The organism is Facklamia sp. P12955, assembly GCF_050409565.1.
Taxonomy (GTDB): Bacteria; Bacillota; Bacilli; order Lactobacillales; family Aerococcaceae; genus Facklamia.
Map to the genome: position 1 here is coordinate 63,274 of NZ_JBNUPF010000007.1, position 17,850 is coordinate 81,123.

Genomic DNA, 17,850 nt, shown 5'->3' on the forward strand with positions numbered 1-17,850 from the left:
CGGTCGATCCTTCTTAATTTTAAAAATAGGAAGCCGAAGGCTAACAAAAACACCCCATAAAAAGATTATGTTTGTCTTCATTGTGGCCCTGCTTTTGCTCCTATTAGACGTGGAAATGATTCAAAAGAAGCAATTAATCAACAAATCCAGCGAATCAGCAAAGTGAAAGAACAATTTCCTCATACAGCAGCTCTGGAGAAAACGATTTTTTGTTATATCACAGAGTATGATGCAAAGTTCAGACATCGGATACATGAAGCTTTGATAAAGTCCGCTTCAAACTTCAACACCTTGTGGATCAAAAAGGAGCTGTTCACAAAAAAATAAAAAGAGAGCTAACAATGCGCTAAGTAGCTTGAATGGATGAGTCAGCGCCCTTTGCTTCCCTCGCCTTTTAGCTGAGCATACTTGCAAGGCAAATATTCAATCATATCAATGCAATCGACAGCTCATCAAAATGCGAGCTGACTATTAGAAAAGAGTAAAAATGCTGGTCTGTTTATTATAATTTTGCGATCTAGCTTACACTATTAATTTGACACTAAGAAAATCATAATAAAATTGACTCCCTTCTAAAATCTTTGAAAGGCAAAGTAATTAAATTCTTTGATCCATGAAATGCATTATTGCCAGAAACTATTAGCAAGAATCTTTCTGAAAAAAATCAATGATAAGCATCCGCAAGAAACAGGATAGCCATTTCTTTTACTGTTGAAATATTAATACTGTCCTTAGCGATAATAAGTTTGGGTGAGTTTCAACAATTTAGTCTTGACAGTTTCTGTTAATTGTTCTTTCGTCATACGCCATTTCCAGTTTCCTCCTAATGTTGCAGGAGTGTTCATTCGTGATTGGTTATCTAGGTCCAAAAGATCTTGCATACGAAAAATTGCTAAGTAAGATCGTGACATAGCAATTCCACGATTTAGACAATCAGCTATACTTTCGTCTTTTAATTCTCCTAGATAATTTTTTATTTTATCTAAAGACGCCGGACTCGCTGTATCTTGTGCCCATCCCCTAGCTGTTTCATTGTCATGAGTGCCAACATAAGCTATTGAATTGTGTGGATAGTGGTGGGGGAGATCTGGTGAGTCACCCACTTCCTCAAAACCAAACTGTAAGATTTTCATCCCAGGAAAACCGGTCGCTTCTCGCATAGCAATCACGTCAGCTGTCATAAAACCTAAATCTTCAGCGATAATATTTAAGTCTCCTAACGCTTCATTGACAGCAGCAAACAAATCACAACCTGGTCCTTTAGACCATGCTCCTTCAGCGGATGTTTTAGCCGAAAGCGGAACTTGCCAAAAAGACTCAAACCCTCTAAAATGGTCGATTCGCACCCAGTCGTAAAGTTTAAAACTCTCTTTAAAACGTTGGACCCACCATTTATAATTTTGTTGACGATGATATTCCCAGTCATAAATTGGATTGCCCCAAAGTTGTCCATCGGTGGAAAAGTTGTCAGGTGGCGTTCCTGCTACTAGAGTCGGATTGCCCTCTCTATCGACTTTGAATAATTCTGGATGTGTCCACATTTCTACGCTATCTCTCGAGACATAGATCGGCATATCTCCAATAATCTCAATCCCTTTTTGATTGGCATAGGCTTTTAAGGATTGCCATTGTTGGTAAAAAAAGAATTGGGTTATTCGATAATAATCAAGTCGTTCAGCTAAATCTAAACGATAGCTAGCTATAGCATCAGCCTCCCGTTTTCTTGCTGGTTCATCCCACTCATACCAAGCTTTAAGATCAAACGTTTCTTTAATCGCCATATATTCAGCAAAAGGATTTAACCAATCCTGATTTTCTTGTATAAATTGTTGGTAGCTATCACTTAGATTCTTGTTTTTAAAACGTTGAACGGCACTTTCCAAGATAGTTTGGCGACTTTTAAAGATTAAAGCATAGTCCACTGACTTTCTATCTTGGCCGAAGTCGATTCCTTCTATATCTTCTAACGTTAATAAATCTTCTTTTTGCAGTATGTCTAAATCAATAAAATAAGGATTTCCGGCATAAGCTGAAAAAGATTGATAAGGTGAATCTCCATAAGAAGTCGTTGTTAGAGGTAATATTTGCCAGTATTTTTGTTTAGTATCCGATAGAAAATCAACAAAATCATAAGCTGCTTGCCCAAAGGACCCAATTCCATAATCGTTGGGTAGCGAAGATATATGCATTAAAACCCCACTTGAACGTTCCATCTTTTCCTCCTTTGATTTAATCATTTGTTTATATTGCTTGTTCTTTTACATTCAGTCCTTCCCCACTCATCTATTGGTAATAGTCAACCATGACTTATACCATTATCTTGAGTCTGCTCTACTTTATATTTTCTCCCATCCTTAATAGAGTATGTTCATTATACCCATTCTGGCCCATTTTTCACTAATCCTTTATTCATCTAGATAGGTGATTATTTTTTTCCATTCTAAAAACAAATCATCTAAACGAAATCGCGCATTGGCTGGACTGGTAGAAGATAATTTAATTCCCCTAATACCCATATCTTTTGCATGATATTTTTGATAATACTTATAAGAAGTAGTTCCATTACAGAAAACTTGCTGAATAGATGCTTTGTCAAAAATCATTTTTAAATTAGAAGGAATTACATTTTTAATGCTAGCGTCACTCGAACCGACAATATCGCATTGATATATCGAATCATAAACGGCAATTTTATGATTCATTAAAAATTTTCTTCTTTCTTCTATATTGGAACTTAATGCTTCATTAAATAGTTTTTCCATCAAAGGCCAAAAACGGTTTTGTGGATGTCCATAGAAAAAACCATACTCTCTCGTTTTCACTGAAGGGAATGAGCCTAAGATTAAGATTTTAGAGTCCTTTTTATAGAATGGCTTCAAGGGATGAATAATTGTTTGATAATCCTTTTTGCTGTCTTTAGTCATTGAATAATTCCTCCTCTCGATGACTTTATTATCCATCTAACTTGCTGTCTATCATTTCTAGCTCACATTTTCTCACTTAATCAAAAAGGCTTTCCTTTAGCAAAAAGGCACAAGACTTATTGTTGAATTACTTTCAGATCTTCTCCCTTCTACTTACTTGAGTAAGCTCAGGGTTTGTTTTTTTGATGAAATACATAATAGCTTCTAACTAATCCTATTTTTGACTTTTAATGCGTCAATAAATTGCTATCTTTTCTTATTTACATTTTAAATGATTGATTGTTTGATAACAAATTTTACGGTTAGGACTGTCAAGTCAAAAAGAACCAGGAACGTTTTACAGTGTCGCTGGTTCAATTCTTTTAACGGTCTTGTAGAAATTTAGGATAGAAATACTTTTTAGATTTTTATCTTTAATGTTACCCTAGTTAATTGATCATCACTGGTATAGCTTAGGCCATAAGCTTCTCCGTAGAGGATTTTCAGTCTTTGATCCACATTAGCCATACCTATACCGCCTAGTTTAGGCTTTGGTTTGTTTGAATGCTCTTTACCTTTAAATCCTATCCCATCATCTTCCACTTGAATCATTAAAGCGTTCGCTCCAATCCTGGAAGTAATTTGGATATGCGACTGGCCTTTTTTAGTTTTAATACCATGATAAATAGCATTTTCAACAATCGGTTGAATAATTAACTTAGGTACTAAAATTTCGCCTGTATTTGCTCCAAGCGAAATATCGTAATCAAATTTATCATCATACCTAATCTTTTGGATGTTCATATAATTTTTAACCTGCTCTACTTCTCTCTTCAATTCAATAACGTCCTCGTCCACACTCAAGGTGGTCCGTAATAAACTACCTAAAGATTGAATAACTTCGACAGCTTGATCTTTTTCTCCTAGTTCAACCAGCCATAAAATAGTATCCAAAGTGTTATAGATAAAATGTGGGTTAATTTGACTTTGAAGGGCTTTTAATTCATAAGTACGCTTAGCTTTTTCCTTTTCTTCAATTGCCTCTGTCAATTTTTTTACCCGATTTAATAACAAATTATACTCCAAGGTCAGTTCTCTGATTTCTAGAGAAGCTTGTTGGTTTACCGGGATATTCGAAAATTCTTGATTCACTTTTTTCATCTCATCAATTAAGTCCACAATAGGATTGGTGACTTTTTTTGATACGAAAATCGAAAGAAAAATACTTGAAAGTAGAATTAAAAAAGCCCAGATAAGCATTTCGGTAATCAGCTTTCTATTTAGAATGTAAATTTCTTCAGGACTTCTAACTTGCGTCAATTGCCAATTTGTATTCGGAACATAGATTGATGAAATAATGTAATCTTCTTTGTTAAAAGCACTCGAATCTTCAATAATAGCAAGGTAATTGGCCTTTTCTTTTAGCGAATCACCATTCATCTGTTCAGAATCAAAAATCAGCTGCTTATTTTCATCTACAATAAAGGCAAAACCATTTTCCCCTAAATTTACCGTAGAAATATAATCTTCAATAAACTTATAGGAGACATCTATGATAGAAAGTCCTTGAAATTGTCTATTAGCATCTTCGATTTTATGACTCAAGGAAATGACTCGTTCACTTTTATTCATGGTAAAGCCCGAATGATTTTCACGAGTAATTTGAGCCATGTTATTCGACTTTAAAGCTGTTTGGTACCAGTCTTCATTCAACACCGACGCTTTACTTTCCATTACGCTTCCGGTTTGAGTAATTAACTGACCGGATTGAGTAATTATCATAATATTTTTTATAATGTTATCGCTCGATTTTATTAAATCAAGCGTGCTTTTTACAGCACGCTCATCAATTGCTTGCTCCTGATCACTATTTAATTCGGGGGTCATGGCTAATAAACTATTTAAACTTTTCATCTTCTCAAGATAAGAAGCAATATATAAACTAGCCGTCTTCAACTGCTGACTGTTTTCCATTTCGATATTTTGCTTAATAATTTTAACTGAAGACCTATAATTAGCATAAGATAATATTAAAACGATCATCATTGAAATACTGAAAAAGTATACACTGATTTTTCGGTCAAATCGGTTGCGCATTGTTTTCATTTTTTTGCCTGCCTAAACTGTTTGGGGGTGATTTGATAATATTTTTTGAATTTAGTGATAAAATAATTGACATCTTCGATTCCGATCTCATGCGCAATCTCATAGTTCTTTTTATCGCTTGATAGTAAAAGTAGCTTTGCTTTCTCCATACGTCGTTTATTGATATAGTCCTGAAAGCTCATTCCATAGTAATCTTTGATCAAAACAGACAAATAATTACTATTATAGCCGATTGCTTCCGCCATCTGACTAAGCGACAAATCAGCTTGAAATATATGTTTATCCAAATAGTCTTCAATCAAATCTGAGCGTTTAACCCTATCGACTTCTTCAGGAACTAATGCCTGAATTTCATCTTTTTGACGTTTTTCTTTTATCTTAGTAATCGCTGTTTGTAAGATGAACTCAATGTCTTTTTTGGATACTGGTTTCAAAATATAATCATCCACTTTAGCTCGAATAGCCTTTTGCATGTATTCAAAATAATCGTAACCTGTTAAGATAATAATATAAATTTGGGGATAATTAGCCTTGACAGATTCAGCCACACTCAAGCCATCCAGCTTAGGCATATTAATATCTAGAAGCAAAATATCAGGTTGAAAGTCTTCTACCACATTTAAAGTTTCTTCACCATCTTCTGCTTCATAAACGTCTGAAATGCCTAAATCTTCTAATGGAATTAATTGTTTAATACCCCTGCGAATGATTGATTCATCATCAGCTATCAATAATTTCAACATAATAACCTACTTCACAAAATTTATTAAGGATTCATAGCCTGCAGCTTTCATTTCTTCTAATGGGATAAAATCAATTGAAGCACTATTAATACAGTACCTCAAACCGCCTAATTCTTCAGGCCCATCTTCAAACACATGACCTAAATGTGAATCGCCTGCACGGCTTCTAACCTCGATTCTACTCATATTATAACTTAAATCTTCATTATATGTTACAACTTCCTTAGCGATGGGGCGAGAAAAAGATGGCCAGCCACAGCCAGAATCAAACTTATCTTTTGAACTAAAGAGAGGTTCACCCGTAGCTACATCGACATAAATTCCCGCTGCTTCATTATCCCAATATTCGTTAGAAAAAGAAGACTCTGTATCATTTTTTTGCGTTACTTTATATTGTATGGCTGTTAATTTATCTTTGAGCTCTTGATCACTTGGCTTTGGATATAGAGCCGGATCAATTAAAGGTTCATTAGCCTTATTCAAATCAATATGACAATAGCCATTGGGGTTTTTCTCTAAATAATCTTGATGATATTCTTCAGCTGGATAGAAATCTTTCAATTCTTCTACTTCTACTTGAATGGTTTTACGATATTTGGCCTGTTCTTTATCTAAGCGAGCTTGAATGATCGCTTGATCAGTAGTTTCAGTAAAATAAATACCTGTGCGGTATTGAACACCGCGATCATTTCCTTGACGGTTCTTACTCGTTGGATCAACTACTTTTAGATAATAATCTAACAGTCCATCTAAAGAAATGCGCTCCGGATCATAGGTCACCTCAACCGTTTCGGCATGGCCCGATCCTTTAATCACTTCTTCATAACTTACTTCCCTCTTGTTTCCATTCGCATAGCCACTGATTACATCTGCAACACCGTAGACTCTTTCCATATAGGCTTCAACACCCCAGAAACAGCCACCGGCTAAATAAATTTTTTTCAAATCAGCAGAAGAATAATCGATGTCTTTGTTAGGGTTCACTTTGCTTTTAGCTTTCTCTTGATCCAATATGGCGTCAATTTCAGCTAATTTACTGTCATTCACTTTATTGTTAGAACTCACTTGTGAACAAGCGACTAAAAATAGGGCAAACGCCAATAAAACGAATATCTTTTTCATCTTAATTCTCCTTTGCTAAGGCTTCAAACAATTGAGTTAATGTTTCTTTGCGAATTTCACCTGGAATAATCTTTACTGGCACCCCTTGACTATCAATCAAGGCATTAGTTGGCATTGAACGTACTCCATAATTAGCAAAGGTCTGGCCCTCTTCATCTAAAAGTACTTTCATATTATTGTATTCTAGCGAATTAAACCACTCCATAAAATCTTCTTTGTTTTTCTCCCCGTTATAACCAGGAGAAACAATCGTTACAACTTCAAAGTCATTTTCTTGACCAGCTAAAGTATTTAAATCTTCTAAGCCAGCTAAACAAACCGGACACCAGGATGCCCAAAACTTGACATAAACTGGCTTGCCTTTTTGTTCTGCTAAAGAATAATCTTTTCCCTTTAAATCTTTTAAGGTGAAATCATAAGCACTTTCTCTTTTTGAAGATATGCTTGAATCCTCTGAAACTTTATTTGTCTTTTTAAGCTCTTGGGCTGAATTGTTCGATTCGCCATCTGTAGTCTCTTGGTTGGAAGCTAAGGCACAACCACTTGCGATTGAAGCGACAGCTAGTAATAATATAAATTTTTTCATTTCATTTCCTCCTAATTGAATAAGTTATTAAAATAAGCGACTAAGTTGGGAAGTTGATTGGTCATTAGGACGATTCCCATTATCATTACCAAGAAGCCACCTGTTCGTTTGATGGTTACCAGATGTTTTTTGAAAAAGCTAACACGGTCTAACATATAAGTGGATAGAATCGCCATAATCAAAAAGGGAATCATTAGCCCTAATGAGTAAATTAACATCAAGAAGGCTCCGTAAAATTGAGTGTCTCCGCTGGCGGAAGTGACTAAAACAGCTCCTAATATTGGTCCTACACAAGGTGTCCAGCCAAGACTAAAGGAAACACCCATCAGATAGGTTCCTAAGGCTTTTTTCTGTTTTACATTCACTTGTATTCCACGCATACGATCCAGTTTTTTAAAGTGGATGATATCCATTTGGTGGACACCCAGTAAAAAAACTAAAAAGCCTGCAAAGATTAAAATGGAAGAATTATTTAGGGCTTGGCCTAACCATCCTGCGCCAAAACCTAAAATAATAAAACTGGTTGAAAGTCCTAATACGAAGGACATGGTTTTAATAATGCCTCCCTTATTGATTTCGAACTTGCCAATTTTTAATTTTTGATATTCTCCTGCTTCATCCGTCATAAAACCAATATAGACTGGAATTAAGGGGAAGGTACAGGGTGCAAAAAATGACAATAATCCGGCAACAAACACGGAACTGAGTAAAATGTTTTCTCCTATCATAATGTTTTCCTTTCAAAAATGTATTTTTTCTTTATAGCTTAATTATAGAAGTAAGACGAAAGGATTATAATCGAAGATCGTTTTAAAAAACTTTAATTTGATTGTATTATTTATTATTTAATACAATTTATACTTTTCATATAAAAAAGAGCTGTTCCAATTCCTTATTGAAGAAAATTGGAACAGCTCTTAATTTCATTGGTTTAAAATCTTATTTATTGAGTTTTGTTAATAAAGCTACCGTCTCCACATGATTAGTGAATGGGAAAAGATCAACCGGTTGAATACTTTTGACTTGATAGCCCGCTTGAGCAAGTAGTTGACAATCACGCGCTTGGGTAGCTGGATTACAAGAAACATAGACAATCTTAGCTGGATCTTGTTCCACTAAGCTTTCAATAAACTGAGGATCCAATCCCTTGCGCGGTGGATCCACTGTCACCACATCAAAACGAATGGCTTCTTGATTCCATCTTGCTAGCCAATCTTCTGCTAAACCCGCTTCAAAATGCACATTATCTATCTGATTGATTTCGGCATTTTTCTCAGCCATTTCGACGGCTTCAACCACTACTTCCATGGCATAGACCGCTTGAGCATGTTTGGCAAGCGCTAAGGATAAGGTGCCTATGCCACAATAAGCGTCCAATACAGTCTCACTGCCATCTAGTTCTGCTGCTGCAATAGCCAGCTGATATAAACGCTCAGCTTGAGGAGTATTAATTTGATAGAAAGATTGTGGTGATATTCGGAAAGTCATCTCTAACATCTGATCTTCAAAATACTCTTTTCCCCATAAACAATAAGTCTCTTTTCCCATAATAACATTTGTTTTGGCGGGATTAATATTTTGAATAATTGATACCAGCTGAGGAATTTTTTTAATCATCTCTTGCATTAATTCTTCAAGTTGAGGAATTTTTTTAGCTTTAGAAACTAAAATGACCATTAATTGACCACTATAATGGCCTTTTCTTACAATTAAATGACGCATGCAGCCTTTGTGAGCTTGCTCATCATAAGCCGGAATGTGGTACTTTCTTAAAAGGTCCCGAACCATTAGAATGGCTTGATCAATAGCGGGATCTTGAATATGGTAGTCTTCAACTGGAATGAGGTCGTGACTATTTTTTCGAAAGAATCCCGTTTCTAACTTACTTTTAACCATCCGAACTGGAATTTGAGCCTTATTACGGTATCCCCATGGATCATCCATACCCATAGTCGGTTGAATGGTCAAATCTTTAAAATGCCCAATACGTTCAAAAGCATCTCTCACAACCTTTTCTTTAAATGCTAACTGTGCCTCGTAAGACAAGTGTTGTAAGGTCATCGTTCCCGTTTGACGCCCGATATCATCGGTTATGGCTACTCGGTCAGGACTTTTATTTACTACTTTTTCTAACTTTCCAAAGCCATATTTTTTTCCGATTTTTATGACTTTAAATTCAATGTCTTCTTGCGGTAAAGCTCCTTCAATAAAGAATGGAAAGCCCTCAATTTTAGCGACACCCAACCCTTCATGAGTTAAATCTTCTACTCTTACTTGTAAGAGTTGGTTTTTTTCAAAATTATTTGCCATGTATTGCTCCTCTGTTATTTACCTTAGGTTTTGGTTAAAAAGTTTGGGTCTTGAAGTGAAAGGACTAAATAGAGGATTAACTCTCTTTTAACTTAGCAATTTCTAACTCCAATTGTTTTATTTTTTGCTTAAATTGACTTCGTCTCTGCATCAGACTTTGTCGCATTTTCTCGCCTAATTCATCATTTAGAACGTAATCGCGAATGAGATAGGGAAAATCAGATCGTCTTAAGGCCAATTGATTCCTCTTTTCATATAAAGAGACTAACAAGGCATTCCTCACATCGACTAGTTGGCTTAATTTTAATGGAGACGCTTGAGCATAATCTTCATTTAAATGATCTAAAATCAATTGAAGAATCTCTTTATTATCTCTTTTATAGGCAGTCAAGGCTTTTTGATAAAGTAACTCTTGGTGTTTTGTTTGTAAAGGATATAGAAGAGGGTGGACATTAGAAACTATTTGACGGTACATTCCCCGCATCAAGCGCGCCTCTTCTTCTGTTAAAGTATCTTCGTAGATAGAGTGTTCTGCTGATTGTATCTTTTCTTCCGTTTCAATAATTAACTGCTGATAAACAGATAAATCTTTTTCTAACTGTTGCAGTTTTAGCTTTTGATTCTTTTCCTTATAAAGACGTATTATTCTATACTTTCTTTCTAAGAAGACAGCTTGAAAATGAGCTTTTAATAAATTGAGCCATTCTTTACCAAAATTTAAATAAAAGTGCTTTTCTAAATAAAAACAATCCTTATAAATTAATTCATCATACTCAAATACAGCTTGCGATAAATCCACTTGCAACCTCTCAATTTCTTTTTCAAGTAACGAGCGTCCAGGCAGTAAGAAAATTTGACCAAAATGTCCTGTCATTAAAAAGCCCCCTCTCAAAGTCGCTTTGCCCATCTATTGGATTATACATCAAATCATTGGTAAAGACTAAATTGCTTTAACAAGACTTAGTAAAACTTGTTAAAATAGGGCCTGTTCGATAAAATAAGTATTACATTCATTAAAAATAAGTTTTTTAAGATTTTTAAAAGAGAAAGTAGGTAAGTAGATGCGCGTTTTACTTTATTCAGGCAATCTCGAGCAAATCAAACGCTCAGGCTTAGGCAAAGCCATTCATCATCAGCAAAAAGCATTGGAATATATGGGAATCGATTATACCATGAATCCCAAGGACTCTTTTGACCTATTACATATTAATACCTACTTCCCTAAATCCTATCTTTTAGCAGCCAAATGTCGCCGCAAGAATATTCCAGTCATTTATCATGCCCACTCGACTAAAGAGGACTTTGAGAACTCCTTCCGTTTCTCAAATTTTCTAGCACCTAGTTTTAAACAATGGCTGCTAACTTGTTACCGTTTGGGTGATATTCTCATCACCCCTACTCCATATTCTAAGAGCCTGCTTGAAAATTACGGTCTCGATCAACCGATTTATTCTGTTTCTAACGGGATAGACCTATCTAGATTTCAACCTCTAGACACTGAGAAACTTAAGAAAGTTTTCCGTCAAAAGTACGACTATCAGCCTGATGATTTTGTTGTAATGGGGATTGGACTATACTTAAAACGCAAAGGGATTCTTGACTTTGTTGAATTAGCCAAACGGATGCCTCACATTCAATTTATTTGGTTTGGCTATCTTGACTTGCGCTATGTACCGGATGAAATAAAAAAGGCTGTCTCTACGAAATTACCTAACTTAAAATTTGCTGGTTATGTACCTAATGAAGATATACGGGCCGGTTTGTTAGCGAGCAATCTTTATATTTTCCCGACTTTTGAAGAAACTGAAGGTATTCCTGCAATTGAAGCTTGCGCCATGAAAACAGATTTTATTGTGCGTGATATCCCTGTATTTGATGGTTGGCTGGAAGACGGTGTGAATGTTCATAAAGCTATAGACCTTAAAGCCTTTCAAGAAAAAATTCAACTAGCCTATGAAGGCAAACTCCCTTCATTAGTAGAAAAAGCCTATGAAATTGCCATCGAACGCGACCTTCCTCAAATTGGTCGACAGCTATTTTCAATTTATCAAGAAGCTCTGAAAATGAAGGTATAATAATAAACCCCACCGTTGATTAAACCATTGGTGGGGAATTTTTGTCTATATTTTCAAATTTGATTAAAAACTTATCCAGTTGATCTTTATCTCTTGCCTTTTGCGCTTTAGAAATATTAGAAGGATTAAGATAGAAACGAAAAACTTCTTGATCCTCAGCATTTTTAATTTGAATAGCCTCGCCTTCATCAGGATTATCCTTTATACGAGAAACCTGAGGATATTTTGCTCGCCAATATTCAATGGCTTCTTCGGCTACTGCTTGTCTTAAAACTTTATACATTTCTGCTTGATGAGCCGGAATTAAGAAAGCGTCAATTTGAGCCATCTCGTCCATTCTGTTCTTGATGTTTTTCTTTTGCGTTCTCTTTACCATTTAATCAACCTACTATTCTTTAATTGTACGGTATTTTTCTAAAAAGTCTAATTCAAATGATTGTATATAATCTTCTAGCACACAAATAACTGATTGGTCATTATTATTTCCGATTTTATAGCGACATTGCATAGCCAAGTCTTTATCGGCATTATCCATTGCTATACTGTAGTGGACTTGAGCCATCATGCTTTCATCATTCAAAGAATCACCAAAGGCCATCGATTCCTCAGCTTTAATATTGTATTTGTTTTGTAAATAAAGCAAGGCGCTGCCTTTACCACCCTCTTTATTATATACATCTACCCATCCATCTCCTGAAGTAACTGCAGTAACTTCTTGATAACGCTCGTTGATTATACGAGCTAAGACTTTATTGCGGTCAAGTGTATCTTGTGTCGCAATCGCAATTTTTGTTACAACAGAATCTTCAGGCAGTTCAGAAAATTGAGGAATGTAGTTTACATCTTTAGCGTAGCGTGAAATGAAATCAAATAATGGACCCTTAGTGTCTCTAAAATAAGCCGCATCGCCTAATCCTAAAACGGGAGAATAGGATTGAAATTCATCTAAAAAGTCGATAATTTGGGTAAAACCTTCATATGGAATGCCAATCTTCTTTAAGGTCTGATCATTCTTGACAATGTAATTACCATTATCACAAGCAAAATATAAGTCCGGCCAGACAGACTCTTCAAAGTAATCTGCAATTTTCTGATAAGAATTACCAGTAGCAATTGCCACGATCACTCCTGCTTCTCTTAACCGTTTCAGAACGCGGTTAAAGCGATCCCGATCATAAGTCTTGTCAGTCCTGAGGAGTGTTTCATCAAGGTCAATAGTGATGAGTTTTAATGTCATAGAAATTAATGCTCCTTTTTAATTATTGCTAGAATAAAGTGTTAAACATTTATCATATTGCATCCCTACTGATTATAACATTTTTTTAAGAATCATCATCCTTTATTAATCGCTAAAGTCTACTTTTTGAACATACCAGATATCGAACGTGTGATAACTCGGCCTATCTCGCGACCAACCTGACTCATCATATTTTTAGTAAAGCGGTCAAAATTTGAATCCGTCCGTCTTGAAGCTGTTTTGCCTGACTTCTTAAGCTGTTTAGCTAATTCTGCTTCCAGCTCTTTAATGCGTTGGTTGGTTGAGAGGTCCTCTGCTTTGCCATCAATCGATTCAATCATTTCTTCTTGTGTTTCTTGCATAGCTTGATTTAATTGTTCGTGAGCAGACTCACGATTAATTGTTTCACTATATTTATCTAAGAGTTGTGAGTGGTTAATCGTCTTCAAAATAGTTTGAGGGTCAACAAGGCCCAACTTACTCATCGGAGGATAAATCATAACTCGTTCAGCAACATTTGGTGTGCCTTTTGAATCTAGAGTAGAAACAACAGCCTCTCCGGTGGCTAACGCTTGGAGCACTTTTTCCAAATCAACAGCTGAAGATTCTGCTTGTCGGAAAGTTTGGCTCACTGCTTTGACCACTTTAAGTTCCTTTGGTGTAAATGCTCTTAAGCCATGTTGAATTCGATTGCCTAATTGTGAAGACACACTGTCTGGAAGGTCCATAGGGTTTTGAGTGACAAAAAAGATGCCTACCCCCTTGGAGCGAATTAAGCGAACCATCAATTCTATCTTTTCAACCAGCACCTTCGGAGTTCCATCAAACAAAACATGGGCTTCATCAAAAAAGAAAACCATTTTAGGTTTAGCTAAATCGCCCACTTCCGGAAGACTGTCAAAGAGCTCTCCTAGGAGTGCTAACAAGACCATGGCATAAAGTGTGGGAGTTTGATAGAGCTTGCTGGCATTCAAAATGTTTATAATGCCTTTTCCTGATTCATCTACCCTTAATAAATCTTCAATCTCTAGACTAGGCTCAGCAAAAAAAGCATCAGCTCCTTGCTGTTCTAAAACTACAATACTGCGCAAAATAACACCAATGGATGCTTTGGAAATATTCCCATAACTACCGCTTAATTCTTTGGCATGTTCGCCTACGAAATTTAGCATTGCTCTTAAATCTGTTAAGTCAATCAATAAAAGCCCTTTTTCGTCTGCTACCGAAAAAACCACATTCAAAATACTAGTTTGTGTCTCATTTAAACCTAATAGGTTGGCTAATAAAATGGGTCCCATTTCTGAAACAGTAACTCTCAGTGGCAGCCCTGATTGCCCATGGGCATCCCACAGTTCGATAGGAAAAGCTTGATTATCATAATTTTCATAGTGAGTGGCTTGTAATCTTTCAATAAATGCTTGAGAACTACCCATCTCAGCCAAAGATATCAAATCGCCTTTAATATCTGATAAAAACACAGGTATGCCAGCTAAACTTAGCTGTTCAGCTATAACTTTTAAGGTAACCGTTTTACCCGTTCCGGTCGCTCCCGCTATAAGACCATGTCGATTTAACTTGTCTAAGCTTAATCCAACCGCTTGTGAGCCGTATCCAAACATAAGTTGTGTATCCATGTTAAGCCTCCTCTACTATTCACACTCTCAATTTTAGCATACTCTTATTTACTCATCACCCAATTATCTAACATTTATTAGATTTGTTAGACACAAAAAACAACCCCTAAAAATATTAGGGATTGTTTTCAAAAATCTATTTGTCTTTAAATTGATTTCTTTTTCTTAGAGCAATCAGTAGTGCTCCCCCAACTACTAAAATGCCTGCGACTAAGTAAATCACTTTTGAAGTTGTTTCACCAGCTGTTGGTAAATTGCCTTTTTCAGCTTCTTTACGATCGGTTGACTTTTTAACAACAACTGCTTTCCCATCCTCTTGAGTTTGAGTGGTTGTTGATTGATCAGTTTTGGCGTCTTTGTATACTAAGGCTACAATACCAAGGCCTTTGCTTTCAACAGTGGCTGTTTCTCGGTTAAGGCGTACTTTTAATCCTTCAACTTGTTGGCCCATAACTTTCATGGCTAAAAGTTGACTATTAATTGGACGGGTAGGAAGTTTGATTATTGTTGGATTTTCCAATTTTATTTCACTACCGTTTTGATTAAAAGCTTTGATTTCATAAGCTACAAAATCTTTACCTTTCAATTCAGAAGGGAGATTAGCGGCATTTAAATCAACTTTTTGAATAAGAACCTTCTCCACATTTTTAGCGTCTGCCTTGGTTAAGAGGACTTGTCCTCCATTTTCTAAGTCCTTAAAGACCATTTCAGGAACGGTCGCTTCTTCGGTAACAGTCGTTTCCTCAACAGTTGTGGTAGTTGACTCTTGTGTAGTTGATGCTAGTGTCGTAGTTGTTGGCTCTATTGATGTAATCACTTCTTCAGTTGTGGTTGTCGGCTCTGGCGTAGTTGAAGGCTCATCAGTCGTAACATTTTCTTCCAACTGATAAGCTAGTTCAACTTTTTGGTTTGCAACCACTTCAATCGTTTCTGGAGAGAATTGATCTGCACGGTAAACTTCAGGAATAGAAACAAACTGGACTTCATAACTGCCTACAGGCACTTCTTCAATTAAAGCTATTCCATTCTTGTTAGTTTCAACAGTCAACTCGCCAATTTGCATTTGCACATTTGCAACAGCTTGACCTTGACTATTGCTGACAGCTATTGAAACTTGACCCACCTCAGCTTCTTTTTGAATAGTCACAGCTTGTAACTCTGGCGCTTCATTTTCTACAGCTACATCTATTAGATTGCCTTGGGCTACATATCCTTCAGGGGTTTGACTGACTTGGTATTGGTAGTTACCTAGAGCAAGATCACTAGCTGAGGCTAGACCTTGACTATCAGTCGTTATTTCCTGTTCTTGGCCATCTTCAGTATTGATTAAGCGTATGCTCACACCTTCTACCGCTTCAGCCTTTTGATCTTGAACTTTAATCGTCAAAACCGCTTTGGGATCCTGTGTCGTCGTAGTTGGCTCTTCTGTAGTAGGTTCAGCAGTTGTAGTCGGTTCCATTGTTGTAGTCGGCTCTTCTATTTCAAATGTTAAATCCGTAGGCTGATTAACTGAAACTTCAACCCTTTGAACATTGGACTCTAAATCAGCATTTCCTGAAGTCGTCACCAAGGTAACATCGTAATCACCCACTGGCAATGAATCAATAAAGATAGAGCCATTGTCATCAGTCGTATAAACTTGGTCTAACACTTGAACTTCAGCTTGGGGAATTGCTTGACCTTGAGTATCGGTAACTAAGATATTCAGTTGACCTACTTGGTCTAACTTGGTAATACCAATTACTTGACGATTTTCTTCATTAGCAGAAACTTGTGTTTCTAATAATGTTCCTTGAGCTGAATGTGTTTCCGGTGTTTCGATTACTTGATATTGGTAATTGCCAGTGGGAATATCAGAAGCTTGAGCGACACCTAATTGGTCGGATACTAATTCTTGTTTAAATTGAGGATCATCCCGTTTGGTCAATTCAATCTTAACTCCTTCAACCGGTGCTTCCTCTTGATCATATACTTCGATTTGTAAATCAGCTTTAGCTTCTACAGTTGTTTGAGAAGTTGTTGAATCTTCGATAACACCTGACAATATCAAAGGAAAGTCGTAAGTTTGACCTGAGTAAATCTCAACATTTTCTTCAATTTCATATCCTGACATTGCTTCTGGTAATCGACCAAAATTCATTACATAGTTACCAGTAGGAACTTCTTGAAATTGAGCGATCCCTTGTTCATCGGTTAAAACTTCCTGCCCATTGATCACTATTCCTACATTCGGAACGACATTACCCACACTGTCCTTAAGAATTACATTAACGTTTCCTAATTCGCCAGCAACTTCTGTTTGACTGTTTTCTTCACTATTATCAGTTTCTTGACCACTGTCTGCAGTTGGTGATTCAATCTTTGGTACTTGAGGGTTTTGAACTTGATCACCGACTAAATAAATGTTAAAAATCGGAGGTGTTTCTAAATAATTGCCGTCAATTATAAAGGCATAATCATATACTATCGTTTGATCGGCCAACTCAACAATTTCTCCTGAATCCTCAGCAATTTCATCAGCCTTCTCTTGTTTTTCTTGAACGATTTGAACTTGATAAGGTCGAACTGATTGTCCTCCCCTTTGAAACTTCCCGTCATCATATAAACGGAAGATATATTCACCAGCAGTCAATTCAATTGGTTGCTGTTCAGTATTGTCACTACGATAAGAATAAACAACCTCTTGACTTGCTATATCAATAATATCATAGGAAATCTCTTTTTGAGCTTGGGGGACATTCTCATCTACTTGTAAAAAAATATTAAAAGTAGGCTCTACAAAATTTTCTTGTGCTTGCGTTTCAACTTGAGCTAAAACTTCTTGGGTTTGAAATATTGGTACTGCCAATAGGTTGCTCACTAAAACAAATGATAAAATATTTTTTCTCTTAAACATCTTGATAACCTCCTTAAATACTATGTTTCGTCTACAATTATACTTTACCATAAATCAAGAGCCAACGACCTTAGAATGCTTAATTATCAAAATTTATAAAGGTTTTTACTAAATTTCATCAATCTTTCTTCAAATTTGACAACTACTCCTGATTTAAAACTTTGACTATCTTTACAAAAAAATTGTCAACCGTAAATGAAAATGTCCTGAAATTTTAAAAATTTGCGGGATAAAACTA

At 36.0% G+C, this 17,850-nt stretch carries 14 protein-coding genes; 1 reads left to right on the forward strand and 13 read right to left on the reverse strand.

Annotation, left to right across the window (positions count from 1 at the left end):
* Positions 1-731 precede the first annotated feature (731 nt).
* From malQ to ACQV2G_RS03145, 9 genes are all read right to left on the reverse strand, one after another.
* Complete coding sequence (malQ, locus tag ACQV2G_RS03105; protein ID WP_428873488.1) at positions 732-2,213, reverse strand: 4-alpha-glucanotransferase; 1,482 nt, start codon at positions 2,211-2,213, stop codon at positions 732-734.
* Between the two features lie 192 nt (positions 2,214-2,405).
* On the reverse strand, positions 2,406-2,924 hold the full coding sequence (locus tag ACQV2G_RS03110) for a DNA-deoxyinosine glycosylase (protein ID WP_428873487.1): 519 nt from the start codon (positions 2,922-2,924) through the stop codon (positions 2,406-2,408).
* Between the two features lie 399 nt (positions 2,925-3,323).
* Positions 3,324-5,009: a cache domain-containing sensor histidine kinase gene (locus ACQV2G_RS03115; RefSeq protein ID WP_428873486.1), complete on the reverse strand. Its 1,686-nt coding sequence runs from the start codon at positions 5,007-5,009 to the stop codon at positions 3,324-3,326.
* Entirely contained in the window at positions 5,006-5,752 is a 747-nt protein-coding gene (locus tag ACQV2G_RS03120; RefSeq protein WP_428875019.1) for a response regulator transcription factor, read from the reverse strand. Before ACQV2G_RS03120 ends, ACQV2G_RS03115 begins: the two co-directional genes overlap by 4 nt.
* A 6-nt stretch (positions 5,753-5,758) precedes the next feature.
* Positions 5,759-6,874, reverse strand: a complete 1,116-nt coding sequence (gene msrB / locus ACQV2G_RS03125) for a peptide-methionine (R)-S-oxide reductase MsrB (RefSeq protein ID WP_428873483.1) — start codon at positions 6,872-6,874, stop codon at positions 5,759-5,761.
* Position 6,875: 1 nt separating this feature from the next.
* On the reverse strand, positions 6,876-7,460 hold the full coding sequence (locus ACQV2G_RS03130) for a TlpA family protein disulfide reductase (RefSeq protein ID WP_428875018.1): 585 nt from the start codon (positions 7,458-7,460) through the stop codon (positions 6,876-6,878).
* 11 nt (positions 7,461-7,471) lie between these two features.
* A complete protein-coding gene (locus ACQV2G_RS03135) occupies positions 7,472-8,188 on the reverse strand; it encodes a cytochrome c biogenesis CcdA family protein (protein ID WP_428873480.1) in 717 nt (238 codons plus the stop codon).
* A 211-nt stretch (positions 8,189-8,399) separates the two neighbouring features.
* Entirely contained in the window at positions 8,400-9,770 is a 1,371-nt protein-coding gene (gene rlmD / locus ACQV2G_RS03140; RefSeq protein ID WP_428876113.1) for a 23S rRNA (uracil(1939)-C(5))-methyltransferase RlmD, read from the reverse strand.
* 76 nt (positions 9,771-9,846) lie between these two features.
* Positions 9,847-10,644: a hypothetical protein gene (locus tag ACQV2G_RS03145; RefSeq protein ID WP_428876114.1), complete on the reverse strand. Its 798-nt coding sequence runs from the start codon at positions 10,642-10,644 to the stop codon at positions 9,847-9,849.
* A 187-nt stretch (positions 10,645-10,831) separates the two neighbouring features.
* Between ACQV2G_RS03145 and ACQV2G_RS03150 the strand changes: the two genes are divergently transcribed.
* Positions 10,832-11,845: a glycosyltransferase gene (locus ACQV2G_RS03150; protein ID WP_428875015.1), complete on the forward strand. Its 1,014-nt coding sequence runs from the start codon at positions 10,832-10,834 to the stop codon at positions 11,843-11,845.
* Between the two features lie 19 nt (positions 11,846-11,864).
* Here the strand turns inward: ACQV2G_RS03150 and ACQV2G_RS03155 are convergent, their stop codons facing one another.
* From ACQV2G_RS03155 to ACQV2G_RS03170, 4 genes are all read right to left on the reverse strand, one after another.
* Positions 11,865-12,221 carry a hypothetical protein gene (locus tag ACQV2G_RS03155; protein ID WP_428876116.1) on the reverse strand — a complete coding sequence of 119 codons (357 nt, stop codon included), beginning with the start codon at positions 12,219-12,221 and terminating at the stop codon, positions 11,865-11,867.
* A gap of 12 nt (positions 12,222-12,233) precedes the next feature.
* Positions 12,234-13,082: an HAD-IIB family hydrolase gene (locus ACQV2G_RS03160; protein WP_428876117.1), complete on the reverse strand. Its 849-nt coding sequence runs from the start codon at positions 13,080-13,082 to the stop codon at positions 12,234-12,236.
* 119 nt (positions 13,083-13,201) lie between these two features.
* Complete coding sequence (locus tag ACQV2G_RS03165; protein WP_428873456.1) at positions 13,202-14,716, reverse strand: helicase HerA-like domain-containing protein; 1,515 nt, start codon at positions 14,714-14,716, stop codon at positions 13,202-13,204.
* Positions 14,717-14,852: 136 nt separating this feature from the next.
* The gene (locus tag ACQV2G_RS03170) at positions 14,853-17,612 is read right to left on the reverse strand and encodes a SpaA isopeptide-forming pilin-related protein (protein ID WP_428876118.1); all 2,760 of its coding nucleotides are present in this window, start codon (positions 17,610-17,612) and stop codon (positions 14,853-14,855) included.
* Between the last annotated feature and the right edge of the window lie 238 nt (positions 17,613-17,850).

Excerpts from the sequence above, each read along its gene's own strand:
- ACQV2G_RS03170 (WP_428876118.1), bottom strand. The coding sequence starts at position 17,612 with ATGTTTAAGAGAAAAAATATTTTATCATTTGTTTTAGTGAGCAACCTA.
- ACQV2G_RS03165 (WP_428873456.1), bottom strand. The coding sequence starts at position 14,716 with ATGGATACACAACTTATGTTTGGATACGGCTCACAAGCGGTTGGATTA.
- ACQV2G_RS03130 (WP_428875018.1), bottom strand. The coding sequence starts at position 7,460 with ATGAAAAAATTTATATTATTACTAGCTGTCGCTTCAATCGCAAGTGGT.
- rlmD (WP_428876113.1), bottom strand. The coding sequence starts at position 9,770 with ATGGCAAATAATTTTGAAAAAAACCAACTCTTACAAGTAAGAGTAGAA.
- ACQV2G_RS03150 (WP_428875015.1), top strand. The coding sequence starts at position 10,832 with ATGCGCGTTTTACTTTATTCAGGCAATCTCGAGCAAATCAAACGCTCA.
- ACQV2G_RS03145 (WP_428876114.1), bottom strand. The coding sequence starts at position 10,644 with ATGACAGGACATTTTGGTCAAATTTTCTTACTGCCTGGACGCTCGTTA.
- ACQV2G_RS03135 (WP_428873480.1), bottom strand. The coding sequence starts at position 8,188 with ATGATAGGAGAAAACATTTTACTCAGTTCCGTGTTTGTTGCCGGATTA.
- malQ (WP_428873488.1), bottom strand. The coding sequence starts at position 2,213 with ATGGAACGTTCAAGTGGGGTTTTAATGCATATATCTTCGCTACCCAAC.
- ACQV2G_RS03160 (WP_428876117.1), bottom strand. The coding sequence starts at position 13,082 with ATGACATTAAAACTCATCACTATTGACCTTGATGAAACACTCCTCAGG.
- ACQV2G_RS03115 (WP_428873486.1), bottom strand. The coding sequence starts at position 5,009 with ATGAAAACAATGCGCAACCGATTTGACCGAAAAATCAGTGTATACTTT.
- msrB (WP_428873483.1), bottom strand. The coding sequence starts at position 6,874 with ATGAAAAAGATATTCGTTTTATTGGCGTTTGCCCTATTTTTAGTCGCT.
- ACQV2G_RS03110 (WP_428873487.1), bottom strand. The coding sequence starts at position 2,924 with ATGACTAAAGACAGCAAAAAGGATTATCAAACAATTATTCATCCCTTG.
- ACQV2G_RS03120 (WP_428875019.1), bottom strand. The coding sequence starts at position 5,752 with ATGTTGAAATTATTGATAGCTGATGATGAATCAATCATTCGCAGGGGT.
- ACQV2G_RS03155 (WP_428876116.1), bottom strand. The coding sequence starts at position 12,221 with ATGGTAAAGAGAACGCAAAAGAAAAACATCAAGAACAGAATGGACGAG.